Source organism: Flavobacterium sp. OHVDL-2026-0007 (genome assembly GCF_059882335.1).
Genome location: NZ_CM187612.1, coordinates 4,463,400 through 4,480,925, shown reverse-complemented (window position 1 = coordinate 4,480,925; position 17,526 = coordinate 4,463,400). Strand labels below are relative to the sequence as shown.

18 protein-coding genes are annotated in these 17,526 nt (G+C 35.8%); 15 read left to right on the top strand and 3 right to left on the bottom strand.

Translation table 11 applies throughout. The features are described 5' to 3' along the window. Positions 1-35: 35 nt before the first annotated feature. Positions 36-749: a hypothetical protein gene (locus AC51AA_RS18390; protein WP_500703651.1), complete on the bottom strand. Its 714-nt coding sequence runs from the start codon at positions 747-749 to the stop codon at positions 36-38. A gap of 315 nt (positions 750-1,064) precedes the next feature. Between AC51AA_RS18390 and AC51AA_RS18385 the strand changes: the two genes are divergently transcribed. The 15 genes from AC51AA_RS18385 (at position 1,065) to AC51AA_RS18315 (ending at position 14,248) form a co-directional block, all read left to right on the top strand. Next, a complete protein-coding gene (locus tag AC51AA_RS18385; protein ID WP_500703650.1) occupies positions 1,065-1,985 on the top strand; it encodes a DnaJ C-terminal domain-containing protein in 921 nt (306 codons plus the stop codon). Beyond that, positions 1,975-2,280: a chaperone modulator CbpM gene (locus tag AC51AA_RS18380; RefSeq protein WP_500703649.1), complete on the top strand. Its 306-nt coding sequence runs from the start codon at positions 1,975-1,977 to the stop codon at positions 2,278-2,280. Before AC51AA_RS18385 ends, AC51AA_RS18380 begins: the two co-directional genes overlap by 11 nt. Positions 2,281-2,445: 165 nt before the next feature. After that, the gene (locus AC51AA_RS18375; protein WP_500703648.1) at positions 2,446-2,832 is read left to right on the top strand and encodes a RidA family protein; all 387 of its coding nucleotides are present in this window, start codon (positions 2,446-2,448) and stop codon (positions 2,830-2,832) included. A gap of 114 nt (positions 2,833-2,946) precedes the next feature. Beyond that, positions 2,947-4,182 (top strand): voltage-gated chloride channel family protein, encoded by a 1,236-nt coding sequence (locus tag AC51AA_RS18370; protein WP_500703647.1) that lies wholly within the window; start codon positions 2,947-2,949, stop codon positions 4,180-4,182. A 203-nt stretch (positions 4,183-4,385) separates the two neighbouring features. Next, positions 4,386-5,390 (top strand): DHH family phosphoesterase, encoded by a 1,005-nt coding sequence (locus AC51AA_RS18365; RefSeq protein ID WP_500703646.1) that lies wholly within the window; start codon positions 4,386-4,388, stop codon positions 5,388-5,390. Positions 5,391-5,396: 6 nt separating this feature from the next. Continuing rightward, positions 5,397-6,038: a gliding motility-associated peptidyl-prolyl isomerase GldI gene (gene gldI, locus AC51AA_RS18360; protein WP_500703645.1), complete on the top strand. Its 642-nt coding sequence runs from the start codon at positions 5,397-5,399 to the stop codon at positions 6,036-6,038. A gap of 14 nt (positions 6,039-6,052) precedes the next feature. After that, positions 6,053-7,129 (top strand): peptidylprolyl isomerase, encoded by a 1,077-nt coding sequence (locus AC51AA_RS18355; RefSeq protein WP_500703644.1) that lies wholly within the window; start codon positions 6,053-6,055, stop codon positions 7,127-7,129. A gap of 40 nt (positions 7,130-7,169) precedes the next feature. After that, positions 7,170-8,312, top strand: a complete 1,143-nt coding sequence (locus AC51AA_RS18350; protein WP_500703643.1) for a peptidylprolyl isomerase — start codon at positions 7,170-7,172, stop codon at positions 8,310-8,312. A gap of 251 nt (positions 8,313-8,563) precedes the next feature. Then, entirely contained in the window at positions 8,564-9,460 is an 897-nt protein-coding gene (locus tag AC51AA_RS18345; RefSeq protein ID WP_500703642.1) for an EamA family transporter, read from the top strand. Between the two features lie 83 nt (positions 9,461-9,543). Further along, positions 9,544-9,900, top strand: a complete 357-nt coding sequence (locus AC51AA_RS18340) for a DoxX family protein (RefSeq protein ID WP_500703641.1) — start codon at positions 9,544-9,546, stop codon at positions 9,898-9,900. Positions 9,901-9,926: 26 nt separating this feature from the next. Further along, on the top strand, positions 9,927-10,634 hold the full coding sequence (gene aqpZ, locus AC51AA_RS18335; protein ID WP_500703640.1) for an aquaporin Z: 708 nt from the start codon (positions 9,927-9,929) through the stop codon (positions 10,632-10,634). A 45-nt stretch (positions 10,635-10,679) separates the two neighbouring features. After that, on the top strand, positions 10,680-10,922 hold the full coding sequence (locus AC51AA_RS18330; protein ID WP_500703639.1) for a GlsB/YeaQ/YmgE family stress response membrane protein: 243 nt from the start codon (positions 10,680-10,682) through the stop codon (positions 10,920-10,922). A gap of 136 nt (positions 10,923-11,058) precedes the next feature. Further along, complete coding sequence (locus tag AC51AA_RS18325) at positions 11,059-11,895, top strand: sterol desaturase family protein (protein WP_500703638.1); 837 nt, start codon at positions 11,059-11,061, stop codon at positions 11,893-11,895. 111 nt (positions 11,896-12,006) lie between these two features. Further along, positions 12,007-12,285, top strand: coding sequence for a DUF2805 domain-containing protein (locus AC51AA_RS18320; protein WP_213297686.1), 279 nt, complete (start codon positions 12,007-12,009; stop codon positions 12,283-12,285). Between the two features lie 103 nt (positions 12,286-12,388). Next, on the top strand, positions 12,389-14,248 hold the full coding sequence (locus AC51AA_RS18315) for a M61 family metallopeptidase (RefSeq protein ID WP_500703637.1): 1,860 nt from the start codon (positions 12,389-12,391) through the stop codon (positions 14,246-14,248). 64 nt (positions 14,249-14,312) lie between these two features. Here the strand turns inward: AC51AA_RS18315 and AC51AA_RS18310 are convergent, their stop codons facing one another. Together AC51AA_RS18310 and AC51AA_RS18305 are read right to left on the bottom strand one after the other, a co-directional pair. Continuing rightward, positions 14,313-14,756: a hypothetical protein gene (locus AC51AA_RS18310; RefSeq protein WP_500703636.1), complete on the bottom strand. Its 444-nt coding sequence runs from the start codon at positions 14,754-14,756 to the stop codon at positions 14,313-14,315. A gap of 203 nt (positions 14,757-14,959) precedes the next feature. After that, complete coding sequence (locus AC51AA_RS18305) at positions 14,960-17,299, bottom strand: GH92 family glycosyl hydrolase (protein ID WP_500703635.1); 2,340 nt, start codon at positions 17,297-17,299, stop codon at positions 14,960-14,962. Positions 17,300-17,526: the final 227 nt, after the last annotated feature.

Below are 17,526 nucleotides of genomic sequence, written 5' to 3'. Positions count from 1 at the left end.
CTTTACCGGCTAAAACCTAATCTATTGAGAAGAAATTACTCTTTGGTAACCAATATAGAAGCCTTAAAACCAGCGGCAAGATTATCCCAGTACTCATTAGCGACCAAGGTACCTTTATCATCGTAAACACGAATTTCAGCCGTGTTCCCACCTAAACTACCAATATTTAAAGCCTCAAAGTCTAATTTATTAAAACCATTGACCAGTACTATTTTGACATCTTTAAAATTAGCATCCAAAAACAATTGATCTCGGATCACTAGATCATTAGAAGATACTTTTACTAAATCTCCATCTATGGCTCCAAAATCGCGGAATTTTACCACAAAAAATTCCGATTTGGTTTTAAACTCCCCTAAGGATATATTTTTTTTAATCAATGTTCCTCTACCTTCTCTTAAACCAGCGGCTTTTAAAGCTTTATCCAAATCTTTCTCCATTTTTGCTACATAACGATCCCCCGGATTAGCGAACCCAGTTTCAGTAGACATGGTAAACTTACTTTTCTCAACCCCTATTTGAAATTGCGATTTTGGAGTTATACTCGTATGATCAAAAACGTTTGGGGTTTTAATACTTGGTATATCACTATTTTCCCCTTGAGGATTTTTGACCTCTGGAATCGGCATTTTTTTAGTTTTTGCACTAAACTTTGGAGCAGGTATAGCCTTAAATTTAGTACTAAATTCAGTTTGCGCAGTTACCGTTAGAGCGGTCAAAAATAAGATATAAAATAAGATATGCTTCATTGAAAAAGTATTATAGAATCGGCTTTTAAAAGTTGTCTCAAATCAATAGTATAGCATCACAAAAATAGCATAATTTACTAAGGCGCTACAACTTTAAGACTATTATAACAATATATTAGGCTAATTTTTAGAATCAAAAAACCTGCCAAGAATCATTATATTATCAAAAAATCCCCCTGTAGAAAGTCGTCCCGTCCTGTCTAAATCCAAATTACACACCATTTTTTCGTGTTAAAAAGCTACAGCACTTTGATAATTAACAACTTATACCTAACTTCAATGCTTTAATTTACCTTTATTAAAAATTCAAATAATATGGATTATATCGATTATTATAAAGTATTAGAAATCACCCCATCGGCTACAGAAGCCGAAATCAAAAAAGCGTATCGAAAACTGGCACGCAAATACCACCCTGATCTAAATCCGAACGATAAAGAGGCGGAGAAAAAATTCAAGGAACTAAACGAAGCAAACGAAGTTTTGAGCAACCCTGAAAATCGCAAAAAATATGATAAGTATGGAAAAGACTGGCAACATGCCGACGAATTCGAAAAAGCAGGTTACGATCCTAACCAACAACGCAGCTCGAGACAACAGCAAGCTAATCCAAACTATGCAGATTTTAGCGGAAGTGATTTCTCAGAAAGTGATTTTTCGGATTTCTTTAATTCCATGTACGGCGCTGGCGGAAGTTCTAGAAAACAGGCCAAATACAGAGGACACGATTTCAATGCTGAATTGCAATTAGACTTAGCCTCCGCTTACACTACACACAAACAAAATTTAACCGTAAACGGAAAGAACATCCGAATTACCATTCCCGCTGGAGTGGAAAATGGGCAAATCATAAAAATCCCAAACCATGGTGCCCCTGGAGCCAATGGAGGTCCCAATGGCGATCTCTATATTACTTTTTTAATTGACAACCATTCTGAATTTAAACGAGAGGGGAACCACTTGTACGCTGATGTGGATCTTGATTTATATACCGCCCTACTCGGAGGTGAAATTTTCGTGAATACTTTCGATGGAAAAGTAAAAATAAAAGTTCCGCCTGAAACCCAACCCGGAACAAAAGTAAAATTAAAAGGTAAAGGGTTTCCTGTATATAAAAAAGACAATCATTTTGGCGATCTCTATATTACATACACCATAAAACTTCCCACTCATTTATCCGAAAAAGAAAAACAACTATTCCAAGAATTAGCTAAAATAAGAAATCATGGATCCTAAAAATTTAATACTAATCAAACAATTTTGTTTGTATCACGAAATTGAAAACACTTTTATCAAAGAGTTGAAAAATTATGGCTTGATTGAAATTATCACCCTTGAAGAGGATGACTATTTGCCAACGGAACAATTACCCGCAGTTGAAAAAATGATACGTATGCACTATGATCTCAAAATAAACGTAGAGGGAATTGATGCCATAGCTCATCTCTTAAATAAAATTGAGGTTTTACAACAAAACCTTACGGCCGCTCAAAACAAACTACGTCTCTTTGAGCACTACGAAATAAAATAAAAACAGTGTCGAATCTCGATCAAAAATATCACAAAAAAGACTGAATTTCAAAATGATTTCAACTTAATTCCACTCTTTTTGATGCACATATTTTATAAATTGCAACGGTATTAACGAACCTGAATTTGTTTGAATTCAAAAGAACAATTTCATAAAACATAAAAAATGAAAAGAGAAAACATCTTAACAGGATCTCCTTGGGAAGACAAAATGGGGTATTGTCGCGCCGTGCGAATTGGCAATATTATTGAAGTTTCCGGAACAGTAGCTATTGTTGATGGGGAAAAAGTAACAGCAACTGATGCTTATGCTCAAACGTACAACATTATAGAACGAGTTGAAACGGTATTACAGGATTTAAATGTAGGCATCAAAGATGTGATCAGAACCCGTATTTTCACCACTGATATTTCTACTTTTGAAGAAGTAGCAAGAGCTCATGCTGCCTTTTTTAAAGATGTAAAACCTACCACAGGTTTTTATGAAATCAGCAAGCTGGTCGCTCCTGAATATTTAGTTGAAATTGAATTCACTGCTGTTATTCAAGGATAATTTTTTTTGCCACTGATTAAAAAAGATTAGTTTTGTTAAGGATTCTAAAACTCCTATTGTTTTGAAATCCGTTTTATTAATGTAATTCGTGGCAAAAAAATACTCCCCTAATTAATGAGCCTTCTACAATTAAAAGCGCTATCCTTCCTGGTTTTCAAATGGCTTCTCATTTGTATTTTAATAGGCCTTTTTTCAGGATCTGCTTCTGCTTTTTTTTTAGTTACTTTAGAATGGGTCACGCAATTTAGACTCCAACATAATTGGATTATCTGGTTTTTACCCCTAGGTGGCTTATGCATAGGAATGAGCTATCATTACTATGGAACGTCCGTAGTTAAAGGCAATAATTTATTATTGGAAGAATACGAAAGTCCCAAAAAAATGATTCCGTTTAAAATGGCTCCCTTAGTCCTTTTTGGAACCTTAGTCACTCATTTATTCGGGGGTTCGGCAGGTCGTGAAGGTACAGCGGTACAAATGGGAGGCGCCATTGCCGATCAATTCACCCGTCTTTTCAACTTAACCCATGCAGAACGAAAAACTCTAATCATTTTAGGAATAAGCGCTGGTTTTGCTTCCGTTTTTGGAACCCCACTGGCAGGAGCTGTTTTTGCTTTAGAGGTTTTATATTTTAGCAAAATAAACGTCAAGAGTATTTTCTTATCCTTTTTGGTCGCCTATGTAGCTTATTTTACCGTTGCGTTTTGGCAAGTAAAACATACCCATTACTTGATTCCTACCGTACCTGCACTCAGCCTCCCTACCTTATGTTATACCCTTATAATCGGTATTTTGTCTGGTTTTGCTGCTTTGTTGTTTTCCAGAAGCACTCACTTTTGGAGCACACTTTTTTCAAAAACTATTAAACACCCACCCTTTCGACCTTTTATTGGAGGTATCCTTTTAGCCCTGGCTATTGCCGGTTTTGGGTTCACAAAATTCTCCGGTTTAGGTGTTCCTTTTATAGTGGACTCCTTTTCAACGCCTAGTGCTTGGTACGATTTTTTGCTTAAAATTTTGTTTACGGGATTTACCCTAGGAGCAGGTTTTAAAGGAGGCGAAGTAACCCCCTTATTTTTTGTAGGCGCTACTTTAGGAAGTGCCTTATCCTTAATTATTCCCCTGCCTATAGCCTTTTTAGCTGGCTTGGGTTTTGTCGCCGTTTTTTCTGGAGCCACCCATACACCCATTGCCTGTACCCTTATGGGAATAGAACTCTTTGGTCTTCAACCTGGAATTTTCATCGCCATTGCTTGTGTCATGGCCTATTTTTCGTCAGGTACTGTGGGAATTTATAAATCCCAAATTATCAAGGGAGCTAAATACAAACTGTATCAGAAGTGGCTTTAATTTGGTCTGGGTTTAAAGTTATTTTTCAGCTAGAACGTACGGTGACCTTAGCCCCTCCTATCTGCCTAAAATCACTTTCACAAGCCAAGCCCAAAGTCAAATTAAAAACCCGAAACTAAGACTACAAAACAAGAATCCCTAAAAGTGTGTTAATCTCTAAAATGATTTCAACATTACATTAAAAAAATGTAAATTCGCACACTATGAAAATACAAGACATTCAAGCGTTAAAATTATTACTCGCAACCCCAAAGAAAATAGTTATCATTCCACATAGAGGTCCTGATGGTGACGCTATGGGCTCTACTTTAGGCTTATATCACTTTTTAGTAAAAAACAATCATCAAGCAACGGTAATTGCTCCTAATGACTTTCCTGATTTTTTAGCTTGGTTGCCAGGTTCTGAAACAGTAAAAATATTTGAAAAAGACACTCAAAATTGCACTAAAATATTAGAAGAAGCAGAGTTGATTTTTACCCTCGATTTCAATGCTTTTCATCGTACTGGTGAAATGGAACATACCCTGGCTAAATTAACAGCAACATTTGTCATGATTGATCATCATCAAAAACCAGATGATTATGCTGCTCTTACCTACTCGGATACTTCGTTTGGCTCTACTTGTGAAATGGTGTATAATTTCATTTCCTTTTTGGATAAAAAACAAGATTTAGACAAAACCATTGCTACTTGTATTTACACTGGAATTTTGACTGATTCTGGTTCATTTCGTTTTCCAGGAACAACAGGAAACACCCATCGCATCATTGCCGAACTCATCGATCTAGGAGTTGAAAACACACAAATCCCTGTTTTATTATTCGATAACAGTTCTTACAGTCGTTTACAATTATTAGGTCGTGCCTTGCAAAACTTGAAAGTTCTCGAGGACCACAAAACCTCTTATACGTCCCTGACACAAGATGAGTTAGATTCTTTTCATTACGTAAAAGGAGATACAGAGGGAATTGTCAATTATGGACTTAGCATAAAAGGGATCGTTTTTACTGCCATTTTTATTGAAAATAAAGAAGAAAAAATTATAAAAATATCCTTCCGTTCACAAGGTGGATTTGATGTTAATCAGTTTGCAAGAGACCATTTCAATGGAGGTGGTCATAGCAATGCTGCTGGTGGACGATCAGATGTTTCGATGGAAGAAACCCTTAAGAAATTTGAAGATTTAGTAACAAAACTAAAAATATAACCCCGTATGAACTACTTCAAAACCAGCACTTACACCCTACTCTTTTCTCTTCTATTGGTCAGTTGTAAGCAACACGAAGAAGCCAGAAGACCTATTTCAACAGCTTCGGGTACCTTCATGAAAAAATCAGTTGACCGCAATAAAAAATTAGTTGCTAGCGAAGAAGATGTTATCAAAAAAATCATTCAAAGCAATCCTAAGGTAAAATATTTTGCTACCCGAAAAGGCTATTGGCTTTCTTATGATGAAAGAAATCTAACCGATACAGCAACACCTAAAAGAGGAGATATTGCGTATTACAATCTAGAAGTAAAAGACATAAAGGGACAGCTCATTTATTCAGAAGCAGATCTTGGACCACAAACCTACTATGTAGACAAGCAAGAGATCATGATGGGCTTACGTGATGGTATCAAATTGATGCATAAAAATGAAACCGTTACTTTTTTATTCCCCTCACATATTGCTTACGGCTACCATGGAGACGATAAAAAAATAGGCCCCAACCAATCTTTAATTTGTACCGTAACGCTCCGCAATTTTGTACCTGACCCAACTGCAACTGAACCTGCTGCAGCTAGACAGACACCTAAACCTGCGACGGCAAAACCGGTAACTGAAACCAAAAAAGACACTATAAACCCATAAAAACCATTTTAAAAATGAAAAAAAGTATTTTACTCTTACTATTAGCGGTTACCTCCCTTTATTCTTGTAAAGATGAACATAGTAATCTGCCTGATGGTTTATATGCTGACATTGAAACCAATAAAGGACATATCATTGTGGCCTTAGATTATCAAAAAGCACCGGTTACTGTTGCTAATTTCATCAGTCTAGCAGAAGGTAAAAATGATTTCGTAACCAAAGATTACTTAAAGAAAAAGCCTTTTTTTAATGGCCTAAAATTCCATAGAGTAATTGAAAATTTCATGATTCAAACTGGAGATCCTGAAGGAACTGGTTCTGGAGATACTGGCTATAAATTTAAAGATGAAATCACAGACCTAAAATTTGACAAACCAGGGGTTCTTGCCATGGCAAATAATGGTCCTGGCACCAACAGCAGTCAATTTTTTATTACGCATGTAGAAACACCTTGGTTAGATGGTAAACACACCATTTTTGGTCATGTTGTTGAAAAAGGACAAGAAGTAGTCAACCAAGTAAAACAAGGTGATCAAGTCGTTTCTGTTACGATCATCCGAAATGGTGAAGCGGCTAAAAAATTTGATGCTGTAAAAGTATTTAACGATTACTTTTCTGCCATTGCTAAAGAGAAAAGTAAATACGCTGGAGCGCAAGAAGAGAAAGTTGCTTACTTGGCAGCTTTACGACCAAAAGCCACTAAAACTGCCGATGGTTTAGAATATGTTATTACTGAAAAAGGAGCTGGACAAAAACCAAAAACAGGAACACAACTTTACATTCATTACTCTGGTTTCTTGGAAGATGGAACTTTATTTGACTCTAGTGTAGAAGAAGTTAACAAAGCTTTTGGGAAATTTGATGCTGCTAGAGCTGAAGCAAAAGGATACCAACCAATACCATTTCAAGCGGGTCGTAAAGACGGTATGATTCCTGGATTTATTGAAGGAATCGAACAACTTTCTTTTGGAGATAAAGCGGTTCTTTTTATCCCATCGCACTTAGCTTATGGAGCAACTGGTGCTGGAGGGGTTATTCCACCAAATGCTAACATCATTTTCGAAATTCAATTATTAGAAAAGCCTCAATAACCCTATTTAAAGATTAACACCGTCTTAAATTTAAAATACAATGAAGTTTAAAATTTTATTTTTATTCTGCTTGGCAGCCCTAAACATCCAAGCACAAACCACAAAAAAACCTGTTGCAAAAACGGCGATAAAACCAAAAGTAGCGACAACAAAACTAGCTCCAAAAGTAGATCCTACTGAAGGTGTTTTTGCTACAATTTCTACTACTAAAGGGGATATCGTTTTAGCATTAGAATACACAAAAGCACCGGTGACCGTAGCGAACTTTGTCTCTTTAGCAGAAGGTAATAACCCGAATCTAAAAGTAGAAAAGCTCAAAGGAAAACCCTTTTATGATGGACTAAAATTTCACAGAGTGATCAATGATTTTATGATTCAAGGTGGTGATCCAGATGGAACTGGTTCTGGAGGTCCAGGATTCTCTTTTAAAGATGAATTTGTGGAGGATTTGAAATTCGAAAAAGGGGGTATACTAGCAATGGCTAATTCCGGGCCCGCTACCAATGGAAGTCAATTTTTTATTACTCATAAAGAAACACCGTGGTTAAACGGAAAACATACCATTTTTGGACATGTTGTTTCTGGAATGGATAATGTAAATAAAATTGTTCAGAATGATGTTATGACTAAAATCACCATTAGTCGTAAAGGTGCCCTTGCCAAAAAATTTGATGCCCTAAAAGTTTTAGCTGAAGATGTAAAAAAACAACAAGCTAAAAAAGCAGAAAGCCAAAAAGTAATTGCCACAAAAGCAGCCTATTTCACAACTAATAAAGCCACTGCAACAACAACAGCTTCTGGCTTAAAATATGTGATTACACAAAAAGGTACAGGGGTAAAACCTGCCGATGGAACTACTTTCTATTTTCATTATGCGGGTTACTTCGAAGATGGAAATCTTTTTGATAGCAGTATTACATCCGTTGCTAAAGCATACGGCAAATATGATGCTAATAGAGACGCGCAAAAAGGATATCAAGCTTTTCCATTTGTTGCTGGTAAAAAAGACGGAATGATTCCAGGTTTTATAGAGGCATTAGCTATGATGACCCCTGGAGAGAAAGCTACTTTCTACATCCCATCAAATTTAGCCTATGGAGAAAAAGGGGCTGGAGGCGTAATTCCTCCCAACGCTACTTTAATATTTGAAATCGAGACTTATCAGAATCAGCCTGCAAAGTAATGCGCTAAAAAATAACAACTGAAGTACTTCCAATACTTTTCAGTGGTAAACATCTAAAGCCATCAAAATCTGTATTTTGATGGCTTTTTTATTTCATCTAAGAAACTACAAGCTTGACAAATTCTCAATTTAATGACCAAAATCAACCCTGAACCGAGATCACTCTTAACGATTTCGCTTTATTTCTATTAAATCTCAAACAAAATAACTTACCTTTGCCCTCTTCAATTTTTCAAACTAAACAAATTAAGATGGCACAAAACAATGTATTAAAAGGGGTAGTTCTAGTAGCTTTAGGAGCTACAACCTACGGAATGTTAGCTACTTTTGTCAAAATAGCGTATTCAGAAGGGTATACTACTGCTGAAGTGACTACCTCTCAATTTGTACTTGGAATTATTGGAATCTTATTAATCAACGCTTTTCAAAAAATCAAACTCAAAAATAAGGTTGTCAAAGCAACTCCTAAAAATATTTTCAATTTAATGCTGGCCGGTACCTCCTTAGGGATGACTAGCCTATTTTACTATTTGGCAGTAAAATACATTCCCGTTTCAATAGGAATTGTTTTGTTGATGCAAACTGTTTGGATGGGTGTTTTACTCGAAATGATTTTAGAAAAAAAATTACCTTCTAAACAAAAAGTCATCGCCGTTTTTATTGTCCTGATCGGTACGATCTTGGCCACCAATATACTCAACAATGATATCAAATTAGATTGGCGTGGAATTGTTTGGGGCGTTTTTGCAGCTGCATCCTTTACCACTACAATGTTCACAGCAAATCGTGTCGCTACTGAAATTTCATCTGCTCAACGCAGTTTATATATGCTTTTTGGGGGTGCGATCATTGTATTCTCATTCGCATTGGCAACCCAGCTAACTCCTTTTAATTTTGCGATTTTCATGAAATGGGGAATTGTCTTATCGTTATTTGGAACCATCATTCCTCCCCTACTTATGAATGCTGGATTTCCCCTAACTGGAATCGGTTTAGGTAGTATTGTTTCAGCACTAGAACTTCCCGTTTCTGTCATGATGGCTTATGTATTATTAAATGAAAAAGTGATCTTTTTACAATGGGTGGGCATCGTGTTAATCATTCTTGCCATCATTATTATGAATGTCAATTTCAAACAAAAAAAATAGTTTTTTTTTAGTCTTTTAAAAAAAAAATCTTGTAGCGTAATAATTGTTAATTATTTTGTAAATTCGTGATAAACAACCCTATCATGAATTTACCTTGGCATTTATATCTAATGGCGTTTCTGTATATCGTTGCCGGAATTAACCATTTTAGAAACCCTAGAATGTATCTTACAATCATTCCTCCCTACCTTGCTCATCCCAAATTATTAAATATTTTAAGTGGAGCTGCCGAAATTATTTTAGGCGTCCTGCTAATGATTCCGTTTACAACTTGTTTTGCGGCCTGGGGTCTTATAGCGCTTTTGATCGCTGTATTTCCAGCCAACCTTTTTATGTACACCAACAAAAAAAGACAATTCTCTATCGTAAAACTAATATTATTACTGCGTTTGCCTTTACAAATCGTACTGATTTTATGGGCCTACCAATATACCCTTTGACAAATCATTAATTAAAATTATTCATTATGAAAAAATTATTTGCAGAATTTTTTGGAACTTATTGGCTGGTTTTTGGTGGTTGCGGAAGCGCCCTTTTTGCCGCAGGATTCCCCACTTTAGGAATTGGATTCGCAGGTGTTGCACTCGCTTTTGGTTTAACTGTACTTACGATGGCCTATGCCGTGGGACACATTTCTGGAGGGCATTTTAACCCAGCGGTTTCCTTTGGTTTGTGGGCTGGAGGAAGATTCCCTCTAAAAGATCTTATTCCTTATATCATTGCACAATGTATTGGTGCTATAGCAGCAGCAGGAACCTTGTACACCATCGCTTCTGGAAAAGTAGGTTTTATCATTGACAATACTAAAGCTGGTGCTTTTGCTTCAAATGGTTTTGGAGCCTTTTCTCCTGATGGTTATTCACTGCAATCTGCTTTTATTGCTGAATTTGTGCTGACCCTCTTTTTCTTATTAATCATTTTAGGAGCTACCGATAAATTTGCAAACGGAAAATTCGCAGGAATTGCCATCGGATTAGCCTTAACCTTAATTCACTTAATCAGCATTCCCATCACCAATACTTCCGTAAACCCGGCACGATCTTTATCTCAAGCTATTTTCACTGGTGGTGAACCATTGTCACAAGTATGGCTGTTTTGGCTTGCCCCCATTTTAGGAGCTGTTGTAGCAGGTTTCATCTATAAAACATTACTACAAGATCACGCCCAAGCATAATTATAGTACACGGCTCAACAATTAATAACTCATAAACTTTAGCATATGGCATTTTTATATTTCTTACTCATTGGAGCCGTTTCCGGTTGGCTAGCTGGCCAAATCTGGAAAGGAGCTGGTTTTGGTTTACTTGGTAACATTATCGTAGGTATTATTGGTGGTATTTTCGGAGGGTGGATCGCTACTAAAATTGGTCTTGGCGGTGGTGGTCTTCTTTGGCAAATTATAATTGCTGTCGGAGGTGCTTGGATTCTATTATTTATCATTAGCTTGATTAAAAAAGCGTAAATTTAGCAACCGAAAAGAAGTTCATTAGAAAGAGAAAATCCAATCTATTTGTATTTGATTTTCTCTTTCTTTTTACTCCATATTCAAGTCTTTCTCCTCTAAAGGGAATCTATTATTTTCACTCAAATCTTTATTTATGGATGAAATTATAGCCTATTTTAGCAGTATACCCGCATCACACCGCAGTTTTATTTTGATTGCAGGCATTACTTTTTTTTGGATTATTGAAAATAGTTTTCCGCTGTTGCACATGAACTATAAGAAATGGCAGCATGCTGGAATCAACATCTTCTTTACCTTCACTACAATACTTGTCAATTTTATCTTGGCCTTTCTCTTGATTAAAACTGCCAATTGGACTGTTGAACATCAGTTTGGAGTCCTACAACAACTACCTGAAATTCCTATTTGGCTCTACACCCTTATCGGATTACTTTTGTTAGATTTAATTGGAGCCTATTTAGTGCACTACATCGAACACAAAGTGAAATTCTTATGGCGATTTCATCTAATACACCATACTGATACTTGGATCGATACCACTAGTGCCAACAGGCATCATCCTGGGGAAAGCATTCTTCGCTTTGTGTTCACTTTACTTGCCGTTTTACTAGTAGGAAGCCCCATGTGGATGGTGTTCTTGTATCAGACGCTATCGGTTATCTCTACGCAATTTACTCATGCTAATATTTCCCTTCCTTCTAAATTAGATACCATATTAAGTTACTTCATCGTATCTCCCAATATGCACAAAGTACATCATCATTATCTTTTACCCTATACCGATAGCAATTACGGAAACATCTTTTCCGTTTGGGATCACATTTTTGGCACCTTTACGACTTTAAAAAAAGAAGAAATCATTTATGGCGTAGATACACATATGAGCTCGGAAGAAAACAACAAATTGAGTAATTTATTGCAAATTCCTTTTCAAAAACCGCGATCCATAAAAAACAGCAAAAATCAGTAAAAAAAATGCACCCGATCTGACGAACTAATTCTTTTTTTTATTAATATTGATACTTAAATTGAAAATCAATCTATTAATCATTAACCTCTATTTTGAATTAATTTTCACGTGATGAAAAAGAGTAACCGCAAAGAATTGAATTGGGAACAAACGGAAAAACTTGTTTCGTTAGCTTTAGAAGAAAAAAATCCATTTGAAATCATAAAAAAAGAATTTGGATTAGCCGAAAAGGAAGTTTTAGAAATCATGAAAAAGAAAATGCCACTTGAGAAATTTGAAATGTGGAAAAAGAAAGCAGTTGCAAACAAACCAAAACCAAAACCCGTTAAAATAGACGATTTTGATGAAGATTTGGATGGTAAGTATTACATAAAAAATAAACTAGACTAACACAAAACTCCTGTATTCAGGAGTTTTTTTTATCTCTATTTTTTACCAAAAACTGTAACAATTCTATATTTTTAAGACCTATAGCAGAACTAAACCCTATAAAATGAAAAAAGTAATTTATACGCTTGCCCTGGCCATGCTCATTTGGAGCTGTAAAACTGGGAATCCTTCTGGTGCTGCTCAAAACAACATCGTTGCTGTTACCTTGAACCTTACTGATGTTAAAGGAGACAAAGTTTTAGTAAGTGTTACAGCGCCTGCAATAAAAACAGACGAAATTATCTATAGCATACCCAAAACGGTTCCTGGAACGTACTCCACAGACAACTATGGTAAATATGCAGAAGATTTTAAAGCTTTTGATCGCAAAGGAAATGCTTTAACAGTAAAAAGAATAGACGATAACTCTTGGTCCATTTCTGATGCAAAAAAATTAAATAAAATTACGTATTTAGTAAATGATACTTTTGATACCGAAAAAGGGACTGGATTTGGAAATGATGATATATTCTCTCCAGCGGGAACCAATATCAATGCAGGCGTTAACTTCATGGTGAACACACATGGTTTCGTAGGTTATTTTCAAGACAAATTAGATCTTCCTTATCAAGTTACCATTACGCACCCGGAAACACTTTGGGGTGCAACTTCAATGACTGACGAAGATGCAAGTGCTACTAGCGATGTTTTCACAACTCCTCGTTATGCGGTTTTGGTTGAAAATCCAATCATGTATGCCAAACCAGATTACACCACTTTCAACGTGAATGGAATGGATATTTTGATCGCTGTATATTCTCCAACAGGAAAATTTACTGCTGAGAGTATCACACCTGAAATGAAAACCATGATGACAGCGCAGAAAAACTTTTTAGGAAAAGTAAATAGCACTAAAAAATATACGGTTTTATTGTATTTATCTAGTATGGCTAAAGATGACGCTCATGGCTTTGGAGCTTTAGAACATCCGACTGCAACTACAGTTGTTTTACCTGAATCTATACCCAAAGAGAAATTAGTAGAATCTTTGAAAGACGTTGTTTCTCATGAGTTTTTTCATATTGTAACCCCCTTAACGGTTCACTCTAAAGAAATACAATTTTTCGACTATAATGCCCCTAAAATGTCTGAACATTTATGGATGTATGAAGGCGTAACCGAATATTTTGCTAATCTTTTTCAGATCAACCAAAGTTTAATCAGTGAAGCTGAATTTTATACGCGTATTGCAGATAAAATCGAACAGGCAAAAACGTTAAATGATACGATGTCTTTTACAAAAATGAGTGCTAATGTACTAGAACAGCCTTATAAAGACCAATATTTAAATGTTTATCAAAAAGGAGCCTTAATTGGGATGTGTATTGACCTTATCATAAGAGAAAAAAGCAATGGAGAAAGAGGCATACTTGATTTAATGCACCGCTTGTCGAATGAATATGGTATTGACAAACCCTTTAATGATAATGAACTTTTTGCTAAAATTACAGCCTTAACGTATCCTGAAGTTGGCGAATTTTTAACCAAATATGTTGCCGGTACCACTCCAATTCCATACGATTTTTACTTAGCGAAAGTTGGCGTAGCCAAGGCCCTTGAAAAAAAGGCCGGTCCTGTTTTCTTAAAAGGACAAACTCCTTATATTGCTGTTGACCAAAAAACAAAAGAAATTAGTGTTCGTTCTGATATTGAACAAAACGAATTCTTCAAGAATTTAAAGCTAAAAGGGGGCGACATCATCCTATCGGTAAACAAACAAGCCTATTCTTTGGCTAATATTTATGACCTAATTACAGTGAGTGAAAGCTGGAAAGAAAACGATCCAATTACGCTTCAAATTAAACGTGGAGGTATTGAGCAAACGATAAAAGGAACTGTGAAATTTCCCTACGAAGAAACAGAAACTTTTAAAGCTACAGACCCTTCAAAAGAAAAACTTAAAAATGCTTGGCTAAAAGGCTAGAGCTTAAAACACAAAAAAACCGACAAAATTTTGTCGGTTTTTTTATGTTCTATTTTGAAATGTTTTATTTCTTAGCTGGAAATTTCCAATCAAATTCATCTTTATCATTGATGATTGCCCCTATTTCGAATTTTACTACTTCATCAAATTCTGTTTGAAGGATAAACCAATTGTCTTCATTGAAATAGTTTTCAAAAGTATCAAAAGTTTCCTGATTGAATTTGGTTATTGCTTTTGCGGCAAAATCTTTCTTTACATCAGCAATTTTTCTACCAATTATTTTAAATCCAAAAAGCTCTAAATCAGCACTAGAAGCAACTAAATATCCTAATTTCAACTCTTCTTCTTGATAAAAAGTCAATCTAATTTTTTGAGCATTATAAACAAAAATCACATTATCATCTTCGTCTACATAATTTTTATCCGGTTTTCCTAAAGCAGCCGTCACATCATTTTGCTTCATTCCGAAAAGCAACTTATCAATTCCTGATTTTAGATTTATTTTCATAGCAAGTATTTTAATTTTGAAATGCAAATTTCGTGAAGTTTTTCACAAACTCCATCACATTTCCAATTTATTAATAAAATTATCCTTTTGATCCTCTTTATCCATTCTTTAGTAGGCAAAGTTGCGACAATCTTCATTTCAAAACAGCCAAGTTAGAACAAAAAACGATCGTCTAAAACACTTTTTTTGGATAGACCCCCTACTTAATTTTGATAGTTCGTCTTGTTGGGCTTACTACTCATATAAAAGGTTATTTTCCCCCCATTTACAACTTCTTTATGTTGTAAGAACGGTCTAGAAAGTTCTTTCCCATTTAGAAGTACTTTAGACACAAATACATTTTTATCGGATTGATTGAGAGCTTCTACCTCAAACTTCTTTCCGTTTTCTAAATTAAAAACGCCCTTTTTTACTAGTGGGCTTCCCAAAGCATACTCATCGGATCCAGGTGCTACAGGGTAAAATCCCAAACTGCTAAAAATATACCAAGCACTCATTTGTCCAAAATCATCGTTTCCTCCTAAACCATCAGCTCCATTTCGATACATTTTCTTGAGGATCATTCTGATTTTATCTTGTGCCTTCCAAGGCGAGTTGGTCCAATTGTACAAATAAACCACGTGATGCGAAGGTTCATTTCCATGCACATAATTCCCTATGATCCCCTCTCGGGTAATGTCTTCTGTATTTTCAAAATACTTATCCGGTAAATCCATGCTAAACAACGAATCTAATCGTACCTTAAAAGCATCATTCCCTCCCATCATTTTGATCATCGCTGCTGGATCCTGAGGAACATATAAACTATAATTCCATGAATTCCCCTCAATAAACCCTTGCCCGTGCGTATCTAAAGGATCAAACTCTTTTTTGAAAGTCCCATCATACAATTTTGGACGCATAAAACCCGTCTTAGCATCATATACATTTTTATAATTTTGCGCTCTTTCTATAAACTCATTGTACACTTGAGTATTCCCTAACTTTTTGGCCGCCTGAGCAATGGCCCAATCATCATAAGCATATTCTAAAGTTTTGGACACGGAAGAACCGTTTTTGTCTTCAGGCACATACCCCATTTTCATATAATACTCTAAGCCATCATAGTAAGGGACCCTAGCGGTGTTAACACAAGCTTGAAGTGCTTTTTCAGCATCAAAGTTCGTATTCCCTTTTACGATAGCATCGGCGATGACCGAAACCGAATGATAACCAATCATACACCAATTTTCATTGGCATAATGAGACCAGATAGGCAACATCTTATGCACACTTTGATCAGAATGGGCTAACATAGAATTAATCATATCTGCATTTCGAGCTGGCTGTACCAGATTAAACAAGGGATGTAAAGCTCTATAGGTATCCCACAAAGAATAACTGGTGTAATTGGTAAAGTTTTCTGCTTTGTGAACATTCATATCCAAACCTTTATAATTCTTGTCCAGATCCATATAAACCGTTGGACCCAAAAATGCGTGATACATGGCCGTATAAAAATTAACCAAATCTTCTTTGGCAAGGGTCTCCACTTGAATTTTGTTTAGCTCATTGTTCCAAAGTTCTTGACTTTGCTTTTTTGTTTTTTCAAAATCCCAACTAGTAACCTCCTTTTTCATATTCTCTAAAGCTCCTGCCGAACTCACTGGAGATAAAGCCATTTTGATTTTAATTTTCTCTCCTTCTTCCGTATTAAAATCGAAAAACAGTTTTAGATTTTGACCTGCCATTTCTGGAAAATTCTTCGTTTGATCAAATCTTCCCCAAAAACCTTTATAAACACTACTCTCCGCTTTAGCTTGCCCATAACTTTTAATAGGTTTACTAAAAGACATCGCGAAGTACACTGTTCTGGTTCTTGCCCAACCATTGGTCTGACGATATCCTGTAATTAAAGTATCATTTTCTACACGGACAAAAGTCCATACATTTTTCTTATCGTAATTATAAATCCCTGAAGTCAAATCCAAAATAATGTGCGCTTGATCTGACTTTGGAAAAGTATATTGGTGCATTCCTACTCGAGTGGTTGCGGTAAGTTCTGCCTTAATATTATGATCTTCTAATAGAACGCTATAATAGGCCGGTTCCGCTCTTTCACTAGCATGTGAAAATGCCGATCGATAACCCGATAAAGGTTTTGAGGCAATACCTGGATTCAACTGTAATTTTCCTGTGGTTGGCATGATTAAAAAATCCCCTAAGTCCGAATGACCAGTTCCACTAAAATGAGTATGACTAAAACCAACAATAGTTTTGTCTTCGTATTGATATCCTGCACAATATTTATAAACATCTCCATTGTATTTTCCATTGGAACTGTACGCAATGGTATCGGTTTCAGGGCTTAACTGCACACTCCCAAAAGGAACAGTTGCCCCAGGATAAGTATGTCCCATTTTTGCGGTTCCAATCATGGGATCAACATATTGAATTAGACTGGGTTTACTTACTACTTTTTTCTGGGCAGAAGCATAATGACCACACCCCATCAATACAACGGACAATCCAAAAAGAAAATTTTTACAATTCATAGCACTCATCGGTATTTTTTAATCCTTATTTTAAACCTCCCCATCCTGTAGGTCATACCTACAGATTCTCAGTTAAATTCTAAATCAGAAAATTACAATAAAAAGACCTTTAAAAAACATAAAATTTTCACATTCAAAAGCTTTCCAATCGCTTTGAATTAGTCAAAAATGGTAATCGAAGATAAAATGGTCTATACTCCCACTAATAGGAAAGGATTGCCAATTGAGGTCTTTAG